The 16,841-nt window shown below is 69.8% G+C and carries 11 protein-coding genes; 7 read left to right on the top strand and 4 right to left on the bottom strand.

Annotation, left to right across the window (positions count from 1 at the left end; translation table 11 throughout):
* Window positions 1-13: 13 nt before the first annotated feature.
* On the bottom strand, window positions 14-787 hold the full coding sequence (locus tag ElP_RS07335) for an SDR family NAD(P)-dependent oxidoreductase (RefSeq protein ID WP_145278286.1): 774 nt from the start codon (window positions 785-787) through the stop codon (window positions 14-16).
* Window positions 788-958: 171 nt separating this feature from the next.
* On the opposite strand from ElP_RS07335, the gene ElP_RS07330 reads away from it, so the two are divergent.
* Window positions 959-2,074, top strand: a complete 1,116-nt coding sequence (locus ElP_RS07330; protein ID WP_145267990.1) for an aminopeptidase — start codon at window positions 959-961, stop codon at window positions 2,072-2,074.
* A 196-nt stretch (window positions 2,075-2,270) separates the two neighbouring features.
* Here ElP_RS07330 and ElP_RS07325 read toward each other — a convergent pair whose 3' ends face one another.
* Window positions 2,271-6,458 (bottom strand): Calx-beta domain-containing protein, encoded by a 4,188-nt coding sequence (locus ElP_RS07325; protein ID WP_145267989.1) that lies wholly within the window; start codon window positions 6,456-6,458, stop codon window positions 2,271-2,273.
* Window positions 6,459-6,983: 525 nt separating this feature from the next.
* On the opposite strand from ElP_RS07325, the gene aspS reads away from it, so the two are divergent.
* The gene (gene aspS, locus ElP_RS07320; RefSeq protein WP_145267988.1) at window positions 6,984-8,738 is read left to right on the top strand and encodes an aspartate--tRNA ligase; all 1,755 of its coding nucleotides are present in this window, start codon (window positions 6,984-6,986) and stop codon (window positions 8,736-8,738) included.
* 20 nt (window positions 8,739-8,758) lie between these two features.
* Complete coding sequence (locus tag ElP_RS07315) at window positions 8,759-9,364, top strand: NUDIX hydrolase (protein WP_197446786.1); 606 nt, start codon at window positions 8,759-8,761, stop codon at window positions 9,362-9,364.
* A 15-nt stretch (window positions 9,365-9,379) separates the two neighbouring features.
* Here the strand turns inward: ElP_RS07315 and ElP_RS07310 are convergent, their stop codons facing one another.
* Both ElP_RS07310 and ElP_RS07305 read right to left on the bottom strand, forming a co-directional pair.
* Window positions 9,380-10,117 (bottom strand): carboxylesterase family protein, encoded by a 738-nt coding sequence (locus ElP_RS07310; protein ID WP_145267986.1) that lies wholly within the window; start codon window positions 10,115-10,117, stop codon window positions 9,380-9,382.
* A gap of 104 nt (window positions 10,118-10,221) precedes the next feature.
* The gene (locus ElP_RS07305; RefSeq protein WP_231749543.1) at window positions 10,222-11,151 is read right to left on the bottom strand and encodes an alpha/beta hydrolase; all 930 of its coding nucleotides are present in this window, start codon (window positions 11,149-11,151) and stop codon (window positions 10,222-10,224) included.
* A 359-nt stretch (window positions 11,152-11,510) separates the two neighbouring features.
* Between ElP_RS07305 and groL (ElP_RS07300) the strand changes: the two genes are divergently transcribed.
* The 4 genes from groL (ElP_RS07300) to dnaJ all read left to right on the top strand — a co-directional run bounded on the left by groL (ElP_RS07300) (window position 11,511) and on the right by dnaJ (window position 16,769).
* Window positions 11,511-13,190 carry a chaperonin GroEL gene (gene groL / locus ElP_RS07300; RefSeq protein ID WP_145267985.1) on the top strand — a complete coding sequence of 560 codons (1,680 nt, stop codon included), beginning with the start codon at window positions 11,511-11,513 and terminating at the stop codon, window positions 13,188-13,190.
* Between the two features lie 148 nt (window positions 13,191-13,338).
* Window positions 13,339-13,635 (top strand): co-chaperone GroES, encoded by a 297-nt coding sequence (groES, locus tag ElP_RS07295; RefSeq protein WP_145267984.1) that lies wholly within the window; start codon window positions 13,339-13,341, stop codon window positions 13,633-13,635.
* A 117-nt stretch (window positions 13,636-13,752) separates the two neighbouring features.
* Entirely contained in the window at window positions 13,753-15,378 is a 1,626-nt protein-coding gene (groL, locus tag ElP_RS07290) for a chaperonin GroEL (protein ID WP_145267983.1), read from the top strand.
* Between the two features lie 239 nt (window positions 15,379-15,617).
* A complete protein-coding gene (gene dnaJ / locus ElP_RS07285) occupies window positions 15,618-16,769 on the top strand; it encodes a molecular chaperone DnaJ (protein ID WP_231749541.1) in 1,152 nt (383 codons plus the stop codon).
* The last annotated feature ends 72 nt before the right edge of the window (window positions 16,770-16,841 follow it).

Here is a 16,841-nt window from a genome sequence, read left to right as displayed (position 1 = left end):
CGGCGACCCGGCCTCAGAGCATCGCGGCGTAGCCGCCATCGACGGCGATGGCGACGCCCGTGACGTAGTCGCTGGCGGGGCTGGCGAGCCAGACGGCGGTGCCGGCCATGTCGTCGGGGCTGGCCCAGCGGCCGGCGGGGATGCGGGAGAGCACCCGCTCGTGCAGGCCGGTGATCTCGGTCCGGGCCTTCTGGGTCAGCTCGGTGTCGAACCAGCCGGGCAGGATGGCGTTGCACTGGATGTTGTCGGCGGCCCAGGCGAGGGCCTGGCTCTTGGTGAGCTGGACAATGCCCCCCTTGCTCGTCGCGTAGGCGGGGGCGAAGCCGGAGCCGAAGATCGACGTCATGCTGCCGATGTTGACGATCTTGCCGCCGCCAACCGCCTTCATCGACGGGTAGGCCGCCTTGGAGAGCAGGAAGGCGCTGGTGAGGTTCACGTCCATCACCTCGCGCCACTCGTCCAGGCTCACCTCGTGCGGGGGCTTGCGGATGTTGATCCCGGCATTATTGAACAGGATGTCGATGCGGCCGAAGCGGCCGAGGGCCTCCCCGGCGATCCGCCCGCATTCGTCCTCCCGGGCGACGTCGGCGGTGATCGGGAGGACGTCGACCCCGGCCTGCTCGGCGAGCGTCGAGGCGGCGGCGGCGGTCTTCTCGGGGTTGCGGCCGACCAGCGCGAGCCGGGCGCCGGCCCGGGCCAGGCCCCGGGCCATCCCCAGGCCGATGCCGCCGTTGCCCCCGGTGACGATCGCCACCTTGCCGGCCAGGTCGAACGGATTCGCCGCCATCATCTCCCCCCGCTTGCGTCGCCCGATGCGTTGCCCAACAATGGCGACGGCCCCGCCCATTCGGTCGCGGCCTTCGCCGGCGTCAGCTTAGACCAGCCCCGGCCCCCTCGCAATCCCCCGGCCTCCCCCCGCCCCGGTCGGGCCGGGTTTGATCGACCCCGGAGTCCCCCCATGCCCGATCCCCGATGGGATACCCTCTCGGAGACCCTGCTCCGCCACTCGACTCGGCTGAAGGCGGGCGAGACGCTGCTGATCGAGTGCATCGACCTGGAGGACGACACCCTCGCCCGGCTGCTCGTCCGCAAGGCGAGCCGGATGGGGGCGACCGCCCTGATCGACCTGAAGCGGGCCTCGATCATCCGGGAACAGCTCAAGGAGGCGACCGAGGCGCAACTCCGGGCCTGGGCCGACGCCGAGTCGTACCGGATGGATCGCGTGCAGGCGTACATCGCCCTGCGGGGTTCGCAGAACATCAGCGAACTGGCCGACGTGCCCCCGGACCGCATGAACCTCTACAACGAGCACTTCATGACCCCGGTCCACTTCCAGCGCCGGATCAAGAACACCCGGTGGTGCGTCCTCCGGCTGCCCGGCCCCGGCATGGCGCAGCAGGCGGGCATGAGCACCGAGGCGTTCGAGGACTTCTACTTCGAGGCCTGCAACGTGGATTACCCGCGGCTCGGGCGGGCGCTGAGGCCGCTCGCCGATCGGATGGAGGCGGCGCGGGAGGTCCACATCACCGGCCCCGAGACGGACCTGCGGTTCTCGATCGAGGGGATCCCCGTCGTCCCTTGCGCCGGGGAGATGAACATCCCCGACGGCGAGGTGTTCACGGCCCCGGTCCGGGACTCGATCGAGGGGCAGATCCGCTTCAACGCGCCGACGATCTACCAGGGGGCCGCCTACGACGGCATCAGGCTCGTCTTCGAGCGGGGCAAGATCGTCGAGGCCTCGTGCGAGGCCGGCGACTCGGAGCGGCTGAACCGAATCTTCCGGGCCGACGAGGGGGCGTCGTACGTCGGCGAGTGGTCGCTCGGGTGCAACCCGAAGGTCCAGAAGCCGATGCGGGACATCCTCTTCGACGAGAAGATCGCCGGCAGCTTCCACCTCACCCCCGGCAACGCCTACGACGAGGCCGACAACGGCAACCGCTCGAAGATCCACTGGGACCTCGTCCAGATCCAGACCCCCGAGTTCGGCGGCGGGACCGTCTCCTTCGACGGCGAACCGATCCGGGTCGACGGCAAGTTCGTCGACGAGGAATTGAGCCCGCTCGACCCGGAGTGAGGCCCGGGTCTCCGGGCGAGGTCGGGGTCGGCGCCGCGTCTCAGCTCGTCTCGTCTCGTCGCGATGCTGGAACCGTAACCTCGAAGGGCCGGTCGGCATGCCGACCCATCCGCGGTCTCACCGATCCGGTCCGATCCGGCCCGGTCCATGAGGACCGGGCCGGATCGGATGAGGGATCGGGGGTGGGTGGTTCGGCTCAACGCCGGGTCGCCCCGCGGGCGGCCCGGAGCGTCGAGGGGACCGAGGAGGCGAGCACCGCATCGACGGCCGAGGTGTCGAGCTCGCCGAAGGCGAATTGCCGGAGGTTCAGGCGGACGTTGACCAGGCCGAAGGGGTCGACGCCCTCGAACCGCCCGATGTTGGTCCGCCCGTCGCCGACGCCCCGGGCCCGCTGGACATTGCCGGTGACGAGCTTGCGGCCGGGCTGGGTCGGCACGACCCGGACGACCTGGGCATCTCCGCCGGGTGGCCGGGCCACGTCGAGCAGGCCGCCGCCCTGGATCCTCAGCGAGACGAGGTCGCCATTGGCGTCCCGGTATTGCTGCTGGGTGCCCCGGGAGAGGTCGACCACGGATCCGGCCGGGTCGAGCGGATTGCCGCCGAGGTCGGTGATGGCGGTCGCCCCCTGGCCGGAGACGATCACCCGGTACGTCCGGCCGAGCCGGAGCGGGGAGGCGGTCACCAGGGCGACGGTCCGGGTGTCGGGGTTGTAGGACAGATCGGAGATCGCCAGGACCGAGCCCGATCCCGAGGTGTCGACGATCGTGTAGGAGGCCGGGTCGAGGGCCCGGCCGGGGTCGATCGCCTCGCTGAAGAGGATCGAGAACCCGATCGGCGAGCGGGCGGGCCCGACGAAGCCCATCTCGGTGACGGTGGGCGCGACGAGATCGCGCTCGTCGTCGTTGATGAGCAGCACGATCGCCTCGATCGGGTCGAGCGAGGCGCCGCCGGTCGGCGGGGTCATGAACAGGCCGAGCGCCTTCTGGCCGTCGATCGCCGAGTCGTCGAGGATCGGCAGGCTGATGGTGACCTCGGTCTGGCCGTCCTCGAAGACGACCGGGATCGGGGTGGCGTCGTAATCGGCGCCGGGGACGGCGTTCCCGGCCATCGGCACGACGTACAGGGTGATCCGGCCTTCGGACCCGCCGACCCGCTGGAGGGTGACCAGGGCCTGGCCGGCGTCCTCGGAGACGGTGATCGGCCCGCCCAGGAACCGGATCGTGCCGGGCACCGGCGGCGGGGGGGGCGGGGGGATCTCGTCGTCGAGGATCGTCAGCGACGCGGCGTTCGGGTCGCCCAGGATGGGGCCCCCGAGGGGGGACGTGAGCGAGAGCAGGACCGTCTGGGGGCCCTGGGAGGCGTCGTCGTCGAGCAGTCGGACCTCGACGACCTTGGAGGTCTCGCCTTCGGCGAACTCGACCCTCATGTCGACCGGCACGAATCGGCCGGTCCCGGCGGTGCCGGGCTCGGCCCGGAAGACGACCGAGGCGGCGCCCGACGGGGAATCGCGCTCGATGACCACCTGGACCGTGCCGGAATCCTCGTCGGCCGAGAACGTCGACGCGGTGAACCGGAAGCGCTGCTGTTCGGGCGGGGTGGGTGCGGGCTCGTCGTTGACGATCGTCACCACCGCGAGGCTCGGCCCGGCGAGCGGGGCGTTGACCGGGTCGCTCAGCTCGACGGCGAAGGTCCGGTCCGGGTCGTAGACGGCGTTGTCGATCAGGGGGATCTGGATGAGTTTGGGGGCGGCGTCGCCGTCGGAGAAGACGAGCACGAAGTCGATCGGCTCGAAGTCCTCCCCCGGGACGGCCGAGAGGGGAGTGGTCCGGATCCGGACCCGGGCCTCCCCCTCGAAGCCGCCGACCCGCTCGACAGGGACTGTGACGAACGGCGAGGTCTCGACGGCCGAGAAGTCCGCGGCCCCGAGCCGGAATCGCCCCGAAGGGGGCGCAGTCGGGTCGTCGTCCAGCAGGGTGAGGGTGGCCCGGAACGGGAGCGCCAGCACCGAATCGCCGCCCGGCTCGGAGAGGACCAAATTGACCGTCTCGGGCCCCTCGACGGCGACGTCATTGTAGAGGGTGATGTCGAAGGTCCGGGAGAACTCCCCCTGGGCGAACTGGAGGACCCCGGAGGTGTCGACGTAGTCGGACCCCGCGGTGGCCGAGCCCCCCAGCTCGATCGAGTACCGGACGGAGGCCGGGGCGTCGCCGTTGCTCCGGTTGACGGTGATCCGGACCGAGCCGTCGGACTCGACGGCGTTGAAGGCGTCGGCGGCGAAGGCGAAGACGCTCTGCGACGCCTCAGGCTCGACGATCAGGTCGGCGCTGGCCGCGTCGTTGTCCGGCACCAGGTCGATGACGGCGGTCGAGACCCGGACGTCGTTGGAGACGGTGCCGACCACTCCCGGGCGGAGGACGTAGGTGAGGGTCCGGCTCTGGCCCGAGGGGATGGAGCCGACCTCGGCGACGAGCAGGCCCGAGTCGCCGGGCTGGAAGCCGTCGGCGCTGGAGACGAAGCCGGCACCGACGGGGAGGCGGTCGGTCAGCTCGACGCCGGTCGCGAGATTCGGCCCGGCGTTAGTCACCGTGACGGAGACCGTCACGGCGTTGCCGACGGTCGCCGGATTGGGGCTGAACGAGGTCGACACGGTCAGGTCGGTGGCCGGCAGGGGGACGACCTGGACGGACCGGGAGAATTCGGACGTGTTCCCGGCCTCGTCGGTGGCCGTGGAGGAGACGTACTGGGAGTTCGACAACTGGCCGGGGAGGATGACCTCGAACGGGGCGTCGCCCTCGGCGTTGGCCTGGACCGTCGTCTCGCCGAGGAAGGACCGCCCCTCGCCGAAGCCGGACGGGTCGACCTGGTCGTTGGCGAAGAACTGGAGGCGGAAGGTCGTGCCGGGGGTGCTGTCGAGCGTCCCCCGGATGACCGTGACGCCGCCCCCGGTGGAGACCTCGGCGATCACCGGGTAATTCTGCCCCTCGTTGGAGACGCCGTCGGTCGACGTGTCGGCGTCGTCCGGGTCATTCGGCAAGACCTGGTCGTTCTGATTGAAGTCGATGCCGAGGGTGCTGTTGGAGAAGATCTCGTTGGAGAGGATCGAGTTGTTCTTGCTGGAGAGGATGATCGCGACCCCGGCCCCCCGGCCGAAGACGTCCGTGCGGGTGTGGGCGATCCGATTGCCGGCCCCGGGGGCCGCGCCGCCGACGATCGCGTCGTCGGTGAAGAGCCGGACCCCGGCCTCGACGTTGCCCAGCGCGTTCCCGCCGGAGGCGTCGGTGCCGATGTAATTGCCCTGGACGAGGTTCGGGACCGGCTCGTCGCCCTCGGTCAGCCCCCCCTGGAAGCTGACGCCGGGGCCGTCGTTGCCCGAGATCACATTCCGGACGGACGGGGTCGTGCCGCCGATCGTATTGGCGTTGCCCAGCCCGAAGATACCCCCGTCGTCGTTGCCGAGGGCCTGGGAGCCGTCGGCGGTCGTGCCGATGTAATTGCCGATGACGGTGTTGCGGCTGGCCGAGGTCCCGAAGAACTCGATGCCGTGGCCGCGGTTGCCCGAGATGACGTTCCGTTCGGCGGCCGTCGGCCCGCCGACCGTGTTGCCGCCGCCGCCAAAGAAGTTGATGCCGTCGCCGCCGTCGCCGATCGCGCCGTTGGCGATCGCGAGCGTCCCGGACGCATCGGTGCCGATGGAGTTGCCGATGATCCGGTTCGCCGTGGCATCGGCCGATTGGAGCGCGTTAATTCGGACGCCGTGCAGGGCGTTGCCGGAAATCACGTTCCGGGTCGCGGGGGAAGTGCCGCCGATCGTGTTCCGGCTGCTCGATTCGAGTTCGAGACCGACCGCGCCGTTCCCCCGGTCCAGCGAGCCGGTGGGGTCGAGCCCGATGTAATTGCCCTGGATCAGGTGCCCGTTTCCCCGGAGGATGATGCCGTCGCCGTCGAAGCCGCCGATGGCCAGGCCCCGGACGGTCGAACCGGTTCCCGAGGCCCCCGCCCCGGCGGCCACCTCGAAGACCAGGCCGTCGGCGAAGTCTCCGGCCGCCGACCCGTCCAGGGCGATCATCGGGCTCGGGTCGCTGGGGTCATAGCCCGGCTGCGTCGTGCCATCGAGTGTCAGCGGGGCGGTGATGGCCGGCAGGGCCGATTGCAGGGCGATCGTCTGCGTCCCCTGCGGGGTGATGTTGAAGCGGATCGAGTCCTGTTCGGCGGTCTGGTTCGCCTGCTGGATCGCCTCCCGGAGCGTGCCGCTCCCGGAGTCGTCGGCGGAGGTCACCGTGAAGATCGCCAGCAGTTGCTTCGGCTCGAGCCATTCGGCCGTCGGCGAGGCGACCCGCCGGGCTCTCCGGCGCACGAGGCTCGATGCAGACGCTCGTCCCTTCATCGCGTTCAACCCTCTCAAGGCAGGCGACAGGCACCCCTCGACTCATATCGACCCGGGCGAATACACCAACATACCCGACGATCTGCGGCGGCACGCGGCCCCGTCGAGGTGCCGCTCCAGAATCCAAGACGGTCCTGACGACTGTCAAGGCAATTTCATGCAGTCAGGCAATTGTGTATTCGGTTCGGCCGTGAAAACGCATAGGATTTCCGATTGTGGAGGACATTCGAGCTAATCTCAACGGGTTGGACGCTCCAACCAGAGGAAATGCGTCCTCTGGGACGTACAGGTCGTGCATGGCGGTCGCGTCGAGCGGTGAGTCGAGGGGTGTCGGGGAAGACTGGGGGAGGCGATGGCCTCGGGAAAGAGGCAGCCGGGATCACTGGCCCGACGGTCGGACGACGGGGCCGCTTGACGATCCCGAGGCGGCTCGCATAGCCTGGTGAGCTTGCGACGCCGGCGCGGCGGGGAGCCGAGGCCGGGCGATCGCCTGCCCCCTCGACTGGTGAAGGACGGACGCGGGCCATGCTCAAGCGGACCCACTCCTGTGGCGAATTGACGGCCGAGGCCATCGGCCGGGAGGTCGTGCTCAACGGCTGGGTGAATGCCTACCGGGATTTCGGGGGAGTCGTGTTCGTCGACCTCCGGGACCGGGAGGGCCTGACCCAGGTCGTCTTCGAGCCCGAGGCGGGCAAGGACCTCCAGGAGGCGGCCCAATCCCTCCGGAACGAGTGGGTGATCGGTGTCCGGGGGACGGTCCGCCGTCGGCTCACCGGCAAGGAGAATCCCCGGCTCAAGACGGGGGAGATCGAGCTCCAGGCCACGGCCCTGGAGGTCTTCAACGCCACTCAGACCCCGCCCTTCGAGATCGACGGCGAGGCGAACGAGGAGCTTCGCCTGAAGTACCGGTTCCTCGACCTCCGGCGGCCGGAAATGCAGCGGATCGTCGAGGCCCGGCACCGCCTCTCTCAGACGATGCGGAAGGCCATGACCGAGCTGGGCTTCTGGGAGATCGAGACGCCGATCCTCGGCCGGAGCACCCCCGAGGGGGCCCGGGACTTCCTCGTCCCCAGCCGGATCCACCCCGGCCATTTCTACGCCCTGCCCCAGAGCCCCCAGCTCTACAAGCAGCTGCTGATGGTCGCGGGGATGGATCGCTACTTCCAGATCGCCCGATGCTTCCGGGACGAGGATCTCCGGGCCAACCGCCAGCCGGAGTTCACCCAGCTCGACATCGAGATGTCGTTCGTCCAGTTCGAGGACGTCCTGGAGACGATGGAGGGCCTGGTCAAGGCCCTCGCCCGGGAGTTCACCGGGGAGGAGCTGACCACCCCCCTGCCCCGGCTCGACTACCACGACGCGATGGAGCGATTCGGCACCGACCGTCCCGACCTCCGCTTCGGCATGGAGGTCAAGGACCTCGGCGACCTCGCGGCCCGGACCGAGTTCAAGGTCTTCCGGGACACCGTCGAGCACGGCCGTCGCGTCCGGGGGATTTGTGCCCCGGGCGGCGCCGAGAAGTACAGCCGAAAGGACCTCGACGCGCTGACCGCCTTCGCCGGGGACTACGGCGCGAAGGGGCTCGTCTGGCTGAAGGCGGAGGCCGAGCAGTTCACCGGGCCGACCGCCAAGTTCCTGCCCGCCGAGGTCCAGTCGGCGCTCCGGGAACGCTTCGAGGCCAAGGCCGGGGACCTGTTGCTGATCGTGGCCGACACCAAGGAGGTGACCTCGGCTTCCCTGTCGGCGCTCCGGCACCGGCTCGGCCGGGAGCTGACGCTTTACGACCCGAAGTCGTTCCACTACTCCTGGGTCGTCCGCTTCCCGCTCTTCGCCTGGGACGCCGAGGATGCGCGGTTCGTCGCCGAGCACCACCCGTTCACGATGCCGCTGCCCGAGGACTTGCACCTGCTCGAATCCGAGCCGTTGAAGGTCCGGGCGCAGGCGTACGACCTCGTCATCAACGGTGAGGAGGCCGCCGGCGGCACGATCCGGTGTCACGACCCGAACATCCAGTCGATGATCTTCCGCCACCTGGGCCTCTCTCCGGCGCAGGCCGAGGAGCAGTTCGGCTTCCTCCTGTCGGCCCTCCGATACGGCGCCCCGCCGCACGGCGGCATGGCCTTCGGGCTCGACCGGATGGTGATGCTCTACTCCGGGCTCGACAACATCCGGGACGTCATCGCGTTCCCGAAGACCGCCAAGGGGACCGACCTGATGTCGGGCGCCCCCGGCACCGTCGAGGAGAAGCAGCTCCGGGAGCTGCACATCCGGAATCGATGATCGCGGGGGATGATGAAGGAATGATCGAGCCCTGGCGCGTCGAGCGTTCGGTGGTCACCTACCGGGACCGCTGGCTGACCGTCCGCAGCGACGACTGCCGGACGGTCGCCGGCCAGGAGATCGCGCCCTACCACGTCCTGGAACATTCGACCTGGCTGAACGTCGTCGCCCTCACCCCCGAAGGGCGAATCGTCCTCGTGACCGAGTATCGACACGGCTCGGGGGAGGTCCTGACGGGCCTCCCCTCCGGGACGATGGACCCGACCGATCCCGACGCCGAGGCCGCCTCCCGCCGCGAACTCCTCGAGGAGACCGGCTATGGGGGCGGCGTCTTCGTGCCGCTCGGGCGCTATCCCGCCAATCCCGCGAACCAGACGAACGACGTCACGCCCTTCTTGGCGGTCGGGGTGGAGAAAATCGGCGAGCAGGAGCTCGACCACACCGAGGAGATCGCCGTCTCCACCGAGGACTTCGCCGAGTGGTTCGGCCTCCTCTGCCGGATGAGGCTGCGGGTGCAGGTGTCCCACGTGGCGACGGCGATGCTGGCGGCCCGGGTGGTGGGGTCGGGGGAGATCCCGGGCCTCGGCGACCTCCCCGACCGGCTTCGCGACGCCTGGGCCCGCTGAAGGGGCCTGGGCCGATCATTCCCCGCCCGAGTCCACCCGGGAATGGCCGAGCATCCATTCGTACAGCCCGGGATCGTCGTATGTCTCGGTCCACGAGTCGTGCCCGGCCTCGGGATAAACGGTGAATTTGACGTCGGCCCCGAGTTCCTCGAGCGCGTCGACCATCCGCTCGGAGGCGGCCAGCGGCACGACCTCATCCTTCGCGCCGTGGAACACCCAGATGGGGAGGTCCTTCAGCCGATCGGCCGCCCTCGGGTCGCCACCGCCGCAGATCGGGGCGATGGCGGCGAAGCGATCCGGGTCGGCGGCGGCCAGCGCCCAGGTGCCGAATCCCCCCATGCTCAGCCCGGTCAGGAAGACGCGGTCCTCGTCCACCCGGTAGGTGGCCACGACCTCATCGAGCAGGGCCGAGAGCGCCTGGGGATCCCATCCCCGGCCGGGACTCTGGGGGGAGACGACGATGAAGGGGTACTCCTCCCCGGCCTCGATCCGCTTCGGCGGGCCGTGGGCCTTCACCTCCTGGAGGTCATCCCCCGACTCCCCCCCGCCATGCAAAAACAGCAGGAGCGGGAAGTCCTCGTCCGAATCCTCGTAGTCCTCGGGCAAGTACAGGAGATAGTCCAGCGACACCGTGACCGTGATTTCCTTCTCGAACGATTTCTCCTGCTGCCTGGACTGGGAGTCCTGGATCGCGGTCGAGACGGGTGCGGTCAATACGGCGGCGAGCGTGACGACGAGCGCGACGATGGGCATCGGGAAGGGCCTTGCTGTCAAGGGGAGGGGTTCTGGGGGCCGGTCGGCGGGCCGTCCGGGTCCCTCGCCGGCGGGGCGGTCGAGGAGACCCGGGCGTGGCCCGATTACTTCCGATCGAGGAAACCGTGCTTGCCGAGCCAGGCCTGGCACAGGCCGGGCCAGGCGGAGAAGGCGGTGTCGGGGCCGATGCCGAGGTCGGGGAGCCCGTTGCCGAGGCCGAGGCCGTGTCGGCCTCCCTCGAACAGGTGGAATTCGACGGGCACGCCGGCCTCCCGCAGGGACAGGACGAAGAGCAGGCTGTTCTCTGCGGGGACGCCCTCGTCCTCGTTCGTGTGGACGAGGAAGGTGGGAGGCGTCTCGGGGGTGACCATCCGCTCATTCGAGAGCGACTCGACCAGCTCCTCGGGGGGATCCTCGCCGAGGAGGTTCCGCTTCGAGCCGCCGTGGGCGTACTCGGTAGCGAGCGCGACGACGGGATAGCCCAAAATCATCAGGTCGGGGCGGCTGCCCTGGCGGTCGACGGGGTCGGCGGCGTCGGGATCGCCGGCATCGAAGTGGGTGCCGACGGTCGAGGCGAGGTGTCCCCCGGCCGAGAAGCCGAGGACGCCGACCCGGGCCGGGTCGATGCCCCAGGCGTCGGCCTCCTGCCGGACGGTCCGGATGGCCCTCTGGGCGTCGGTCAGCATGACCGGGTGGCGATACCCCGAGGAGCCGAGGCGGTACTTGAGGATCACCCCGGTGATGCCGATCGAGTTGAGCCACCGGGCGACCTGGTGCCCCTCGTGGTCCATCGCCAGGGCGCCGTAGCCCCCTCCCGGGCAGATGACGATCGCGGCGCCGGTCGAGGTGGCGGGGTCGGCCTGATAGACGGTGATCGTGGGGACGTCGGTGGGCTCGTCCCCCGTCGCACCGGGGGCGTCCCCGGGCCAGAGGCGAAGTTCGACCGGCTCGGCGGCCTGGCAGGTCGCCCGGGCACTCATCGTCACCGTGAGCAGCAGTATCGGCCATGCGAGGGAGAGGGATCGTGTCGGCATGGGTCGGGGCCCTGGGGTCCGGCTTGGTGTCCTTGATCGGCACGTCGGGCCCTATCAGACTCGCTCGACGGCCGCGGGGCAAGGGCCCGATCCTCCCCGGTCGAAATGGCATGGGAGCCGAGCCGTCTGCCAGTTTGGCAGGAGCCGCGTCCGGGGGTGTCGGATCGCAACTCAATGCAACAGAGGAGTTTGTGGGGATCGATATTCGTGGTACACCAGTTGCCTTATGCCGCGTCGAACACGGTGACCGTCGTCCACCACCCGGCGGGCGAGGTCACCGGCAGATGGCCCGACCGGACCTGAGACCGAAGCCCAACCGACATCGCCCGGCGCCACCGCGCCGGAGGGAGACGACGACCGTGGCGAAACTGTTGGCTTACGACGAAGAAGCACGCCAGAAGCTGGCCAGCGGCGTTTCGAAGCTGGCCAGGGCCGTGCGGAGCACGCTCGGCCCCCGCGGCCGCAACGCGGTCATCGACAAGGGCTGGGGCAGCCCGACGGTGACCAAGGACGGCGTGACCGTCGCCGAGGAGATCGAGCTGACCGATGCCTACGAGAACATGGGCGCCCAGCTCGTGAAGGAGGCCGCCAGCAAGACCTCCGACGCCGCCGGGGACGGCACCACCACCGCCACCGTCCTGGCCGAGTCGATCTTCAAGGAGGGCCTGAAGGCCCTGGCCGCTGGGGCCGACCCGATGGCCCTGAAGCGCGGCATCGACCAGGCCGTCGAGCGGGTCGTCGGCGAGGTGAAGGCCCAATCCAAGAGCGTCGGCGGCGAGAAGAAGCAGATCACCGAGGTCGCCACGATCGCCGCCAACGGCGACAAGGGCGTGGGCGAGCGCCTGGCCGACGCCTTCGAGAAGGTCGGCACCGACGGCGTCATCACCGTCGAGGAGGGCAAGGGCTTCGAGACCGAGGTCGACGTCGTCGAGGGCATGCAGTTCGACCGCGGCTACCTCAGCCCGCACTTCATCACCGACCAGGACCGCATGGAGGTCGTCCTCGAAGATCCGTACATCCTCATCAATGAGGAGAAGATCAGCACCCCCCGCGTGCTCGTCCCGCTGCTGGAGCAGATCGCCCGGGCCAACAAGCCGCTGCTGATCATCTCCGAGGACGTCGAGAGCGAGGCCCTGGCGACCCTGGTCGTCAACAAGCTCCGGGGCATCCTCCAGGTGGCCGCCGTGAAGGCCCCCGGCTACGGCGACCGCCGCAAGGCGATGCTCGAGGACATCGCCACGCTGACCGGCGGCAAGGCGATGTTCAAGGACCTCGGGATCAACCTGGAGAACGTCGAGCTGGGCGACCTCGGCCGGGCCGCCAAGGTCATCCTCACCGGCGACCACACGACGATCGTCGAGGGCCGGGGCTCGGGCGACGCCATCAAGGGCCGCACCGAGCTGATCCGCCGCGAGATCGAGTCGACCGACTCGGAGTATGACCGCGAGAAGCTCCAGGAGCGGCTCGCCAAACTCGCCGGCGGCGTGGCCAAGATCAACGTCGGCGCCGCGACCGAGACGGAGATGAAGGAGCGCAAGGCCCTCGTCGAGGACGCCCTGCACGCCACCCGGGCCGCGATCGAGGAAGGGGTCGTCCCCGGCGGCGGCACCACCCTGGTCCGGGCCGCCAAGGTCCTCGACGACCTGAAGCTCGGCGGCGACGAGGACCTCGGCGTCCAGATCGTCCGACGCGCCCTTGAGCAGCCCTGCCGCTCGATCGCCGAGAACGCCGGCCTCGACGGCTCGGTCGTCGTCAACAAGATCCGACGCTCCAGCGAGCCCAACTTCGGCTACAACGCCGAGACCGGCGAGTGGGGTGACATGTTCTCCTTCGGCGTCGTCGACCCGGCGAAGGTGACCCGCACGGCCTTGCAGAACGCCGCGTCGGTCTCCGGACTCCTCCTGACGACCGAGGCGATCATCATCGAGAAGAAGGAGAAGGCCCCCGCCGGCGGCGACCCCCACCATGACGATCACGGCATGGGTGGTATGGGCGGCATGGGAGGAATGGGTGGTATGGGCGGCATGGGTATGATGTAAGCCCGGTCGACCGCGGAGGCCGGGGGGCCACCGGCCGACCCCCGATCGCGGGCACGCTCCCCCGGCCTCGACCATGCACCGTTCCGAATTCGTACACACGTTTTTCCGACATAAACCGCTCCACTCCCCTCGCACAGGAACCCCACCCATGGCGACGACCATCCGCCCGCTCGACGACCGGATCGTGATCAAGGAGATCGAGGCCGAGGAGAAGACCTCCGGCGGCATCGTGCTGCCCGACACCGCCCGGGAGAAGCCGCAGCGGGGCCGGGTCGTGGCGGTCGGCCCCGGCAAGCTCCTGGACAGCGGCAATCGCGCCGAGATCGGCCTGAAGGAGGGCGACGAGGTCCTCTTCGGCAAGTACGCCGGCACCGAGATCAAGCTCAACGGCGAGGAGATCAAGATCCTCCGCGAGTCCGACGTGCTGGCCAAGATCGTCGGCTGATCCGACCCGGCCTCGACCGAACCCGGCCGGCGGCGCCCGCCCCGAGCGACCGCCGCCGGCCCCATCCAGACCTCATCGCATCATACGGACGAACCGATCAGACAGGAGCCTTCGCACGTGGCCAAGCAGTTGCTCTTCTCCGACGCCGCCCGGCGGAAGATGCTCTCGGGCATCGACACGCTGGCGCACGCCGTCGGCACCACGCTCGGGCCGACCGGCCGCAACGTGATCCTCAGCAAGTCCTTCGGCGGGCCGGCCGTGACCAAGGACGGCGTGACCGTCGCCAAGGAGATCGAGCTGCCCGACCCGTTCGAGAACATGGGGGCCAAGCTCGTCAACGTGGTCGCGTCGAAGACCTCCGACGTGGCCGGGGACGGCACCACCACGGCCACCATCCTGGCCCGGGCCATCTTCCGGGAGGGCCTCCGCACCATCACCACCGGGGCCAACCCGACGGCCGTCCGCCGGGGGATCGAGAAGGCGGTGGACGCCGCCGTCACCGAGCTGGTCGAGACGATCAGCCGGGAGGTGACCAAGCCGGAGGAGATCGCCCAGGTCGGCACCATCTCGGCGAACAACGACCCCGAGATCGGCAAGATGCTGGCCGAGGCCGTCAGCAAGGTCGGCAACGACGGCGTCATCACGGTCGAGGAGGGGAAGACCTCGTCGACGACCCTGGAATTCGTCGAGGGGCTCCAGTTCGACAAGGGCTACCTCAGCCCCTACTTCGTCACCAGCCCCACCACGATGGAGGCGGTGCTCGACGACGCCCTGATCCTGCTCGTCGAGAAGAAGATCAGCAATCTCCGGGACCTGATCCCGCTGCTGGAGCGCGTCGCCCAGTCGGGCCAGCCGCTGCTGATCATCTCCGAGGACGTCGAGGGGGAGGCCCTGGCGACCCTGGTGGTCAACCGGCTCCGGGGGATCCTCAACATCTGCGCCGTCAAGGCACCGGGCTTCGGCGACCGCCGCAAGGCGATGCTCCAGGACATGGCGATCCTGACCGGCGGCACCGTGGTCAGCGAGGACCTCGGCCTGAAGCTGGAGAACCTCACCCTCGAGCAGCTCGGCAAGGCCAAGCAGATCAAGGTGAGCAAGGACAGCACCACGATCATCCAGGGCGCGGGCAAGAAGGAAGACATCCAGAAGCGGATCGACCAGCTCCGCAAGCAGATCGGCGAGACCGACTCGGAGTACGACCGCGAGAAGTACCAGGAGCGGCTGGCGAAGATCACCGGGGGGGTGGCCGTCATCAGCGTCGGCGCCCCGACCGAGGCGGCGATGAAGGAGCTGAAGGCCCGCGTCGAGGACGCCCTGCACGCCACCCGGGCCGCCGCCGAGGAGGGGATCGTCCCCGGCGGCGGCTCGGCCCTGCTGCGGACCGTCCCCGCGGTCAAGGCCCTGCACGACTCGCTCGAGGGTGACGACCGCGTCGGCGCCGCCATCGTCCTGCGGTCGCTCGAGGAGCCGGCCCGGATGATCGCCCAGAACGCCGGCCACGACGGCGCCGTCGTCGCCCAGGAGATCGTCGAGAAGGGGGGCAACTTCGGCTTCAACGCGAACACGGGCGACTACGTCGACATGTTCGAGGCCGGCATCATCGACCCGACCAAGGTCACCCGGACGGCGCTGCAGAACGCCGCCTCGATCTCGGGCCTGATGCTGACCACCGAGGCCATGATCACCAACCTCAAGGACGATGACGAGGAGAAGGGCAAGCGGATCGAGGGCTCGGTCCGCTGAACCCCCGCTCTCCCACGGGAGTCGGACGAGGACGGGTCGGCAGCACCGCGTGCTGCCGGCCCGTTCGTCGGCCGTGATCGAGGAATTCGCACCCATCCGGCCCGCCCTGCCCGGGGCCGGAGCAGGAGGCGGTCGGCACCGCGGCGCGGTGTTCGGGATCGCGGGTCGGATGGTATGATGGTCCGACCGCCTTGCCGAGGATTCCGCCGCGAGAGGCCACCGATCGAGACGCGATGCCGATGGCGACGACGAAGCGCGACTACTACGAGGTCCTCGGGCTGCAGCGGTCCGCCTCGCCCGACGAGATCAAGGGCTCCTATCGGCAGCAGGCCAAGAGATTCCACCCCGACAAGAACCCGGGCGACCAGGAGGCCGAACGCAAGTTCCGTGAGGCCGCCGAGGCGTACGAGGTGCTCTCCGACCCCGACAAGCGACGCCGGTACGACCGATACGGCCACGCCGGTCTCGAAGGGGCCGGCGTCCACGACTTCCGGTCGGCCGAGGAGGTCTTCTCCGCCTTCGGCGAGATCTTCGGCGGGTCCGGGCTGTTCGGCGACTTCTTCGGCCCCCGACGCCGGGGGCCGAGGGCCGGTTCCGACCTGCTCGTGAGGCTGGAGATCGACCTGGAGGAGGCCGCCCGGGGGGCGACCCGGACCATCGAGCTGCCCCGTCAGGAATACTGCGACACCTGCAACGGGACCGGGGCCAAGCCCGGGACCGTCGCCACCACCTGCGATTACTGCGGCGGTCGCGGCCAGATCGTCACCGCGCGGGGCTTCTTCCAGATGGCCCAGACCTGCCCCGCCTGCGGGGGGGAGGGGGTCCGGGTCGTCGACCCGTGCGCCGATTGCAAGGGGACCGGCCGGGAGTCCCAGATCGCCACGGTCCAGGTCCGCATCCCGGCCGGCGTCGACACCGGCACGATCCTCCAGCTCCGCAACCAGGGCGAGCCCGGGGACCCCGGCGCCCCCCGGGGCAACCTGAGGGTCCAGGTCCAGGTCCGCCCGCATGCCTTCTTCGTCCGCAAGGGGAACGACCTGATCTGCCAGGTGCCGATCGGCTTCCCCCAGGCCGCCCTCGGCGCCGAGGTCGAGGTGCCCACGCTCGACGGCCCCGCCCCGCTGAACGTCCCCAGGGGGACCCAGAGCGGCGAGATCCTCAAGCTCCGGGGCCGGGGGATGCCGGACCTCTCCGGCTCCGGCCGGGGCGACGAGCTGGTGGAGGTCATCATCGAGACCCCCAAGCGGCTCTCCGAGCGTCAGGAGGAGCTGCTGAGGGAGCTGGCCGAACTGGACCACCACGACGTCAGCCCCAGGCGGAAGAGCTTCCTGGAGAAGCTCCGCGACTTCTTCACCGAGCCCGAGGAGGGTGGGGACGATCCGCTCCCCTGAGCCCTCCCCCCGCCCGGCCTGCGACGAGGGCGGGCGGGCGACCCGCCCAAACCCCGTCACGCCCCGACCGAT

It is taken from the genome of Tautonia plasticadhaerens, from assembly GCF_007752535.1.
GTDB lineage: Bacteria > Planctomycetota > Planctomycetia > Isosphaerales > Isosphaeraceae > Tautonia > Tautonia plasticadhaerens.
Note: the sequence above shows the minus strand (reverse complement) of the source record. Positions and strands in the feature narration are given on the sequence as shown.

Bases quoted from the DNA above. Each gene is read 5' to 3' on its own strand.
- ElP_RS07335 (WP_145278286.1), bottom strand. From the start codon at position 787: ATGGCGGCGAATCCGTTCGACCTGGCCGGCAAGGTGGCGATCGTCACC.
- aspS (WP_145267988.1), top strand. From the start codon at position 6,984: ATGCTCAAGCGGACCCACTCCTGTGGCGAATTGACGGCCGAGGCCATC.
- ElP_RS07315 (WP_197446786.1), top strand. From the start codon at position 8,759: ATGATCGAGCCCTGGCGCGTCGAGCGTTCGGTGGTCACCTACCGGGAC.
- groES (WP_145267984.1), top strand. From the start codon at position 13,339: ATGGCGACGACCATCCGCCCGCTCGACGACCGGATCGTGATCAAGGAG.
- ElP_RS07310 (WP_145267986.1), bottom strand. From the start codon at position 10,117: ATGCCCATCGTCGCGCTCGTCGTCACGCTCGCCGCCGTATTGACCGCA.
- ElP_RS07330 (WP_145267990.1), top strand. From the start codon at position 959: ATGCCCGATCCCCGATGGGATACCCTCTCGGAGACCCTGCTCCGCCAC.
- ElP_RS07325 (WP_145267989.1), bottom strand. From the start codon at position 6,458: ATGAAGGGACGAGCGTCTGCATCGAGCCTCGTGCGCCGGAGAGCCCGG.
- ElP_RS07305 (WP_231749543.1), bottom strand. From the start codon at position 11,151: ATGCCGACACGATCCCTCTCCCTCGCATGGCCGATACTGCTGCTCACG.
- dnaJ (WP_231749541.1), top strand. From the start codon at position 15,618: ATGGCGACGACGAAGCGCGACTACTACGAGGTCCTCGGGCTGCAGCGG.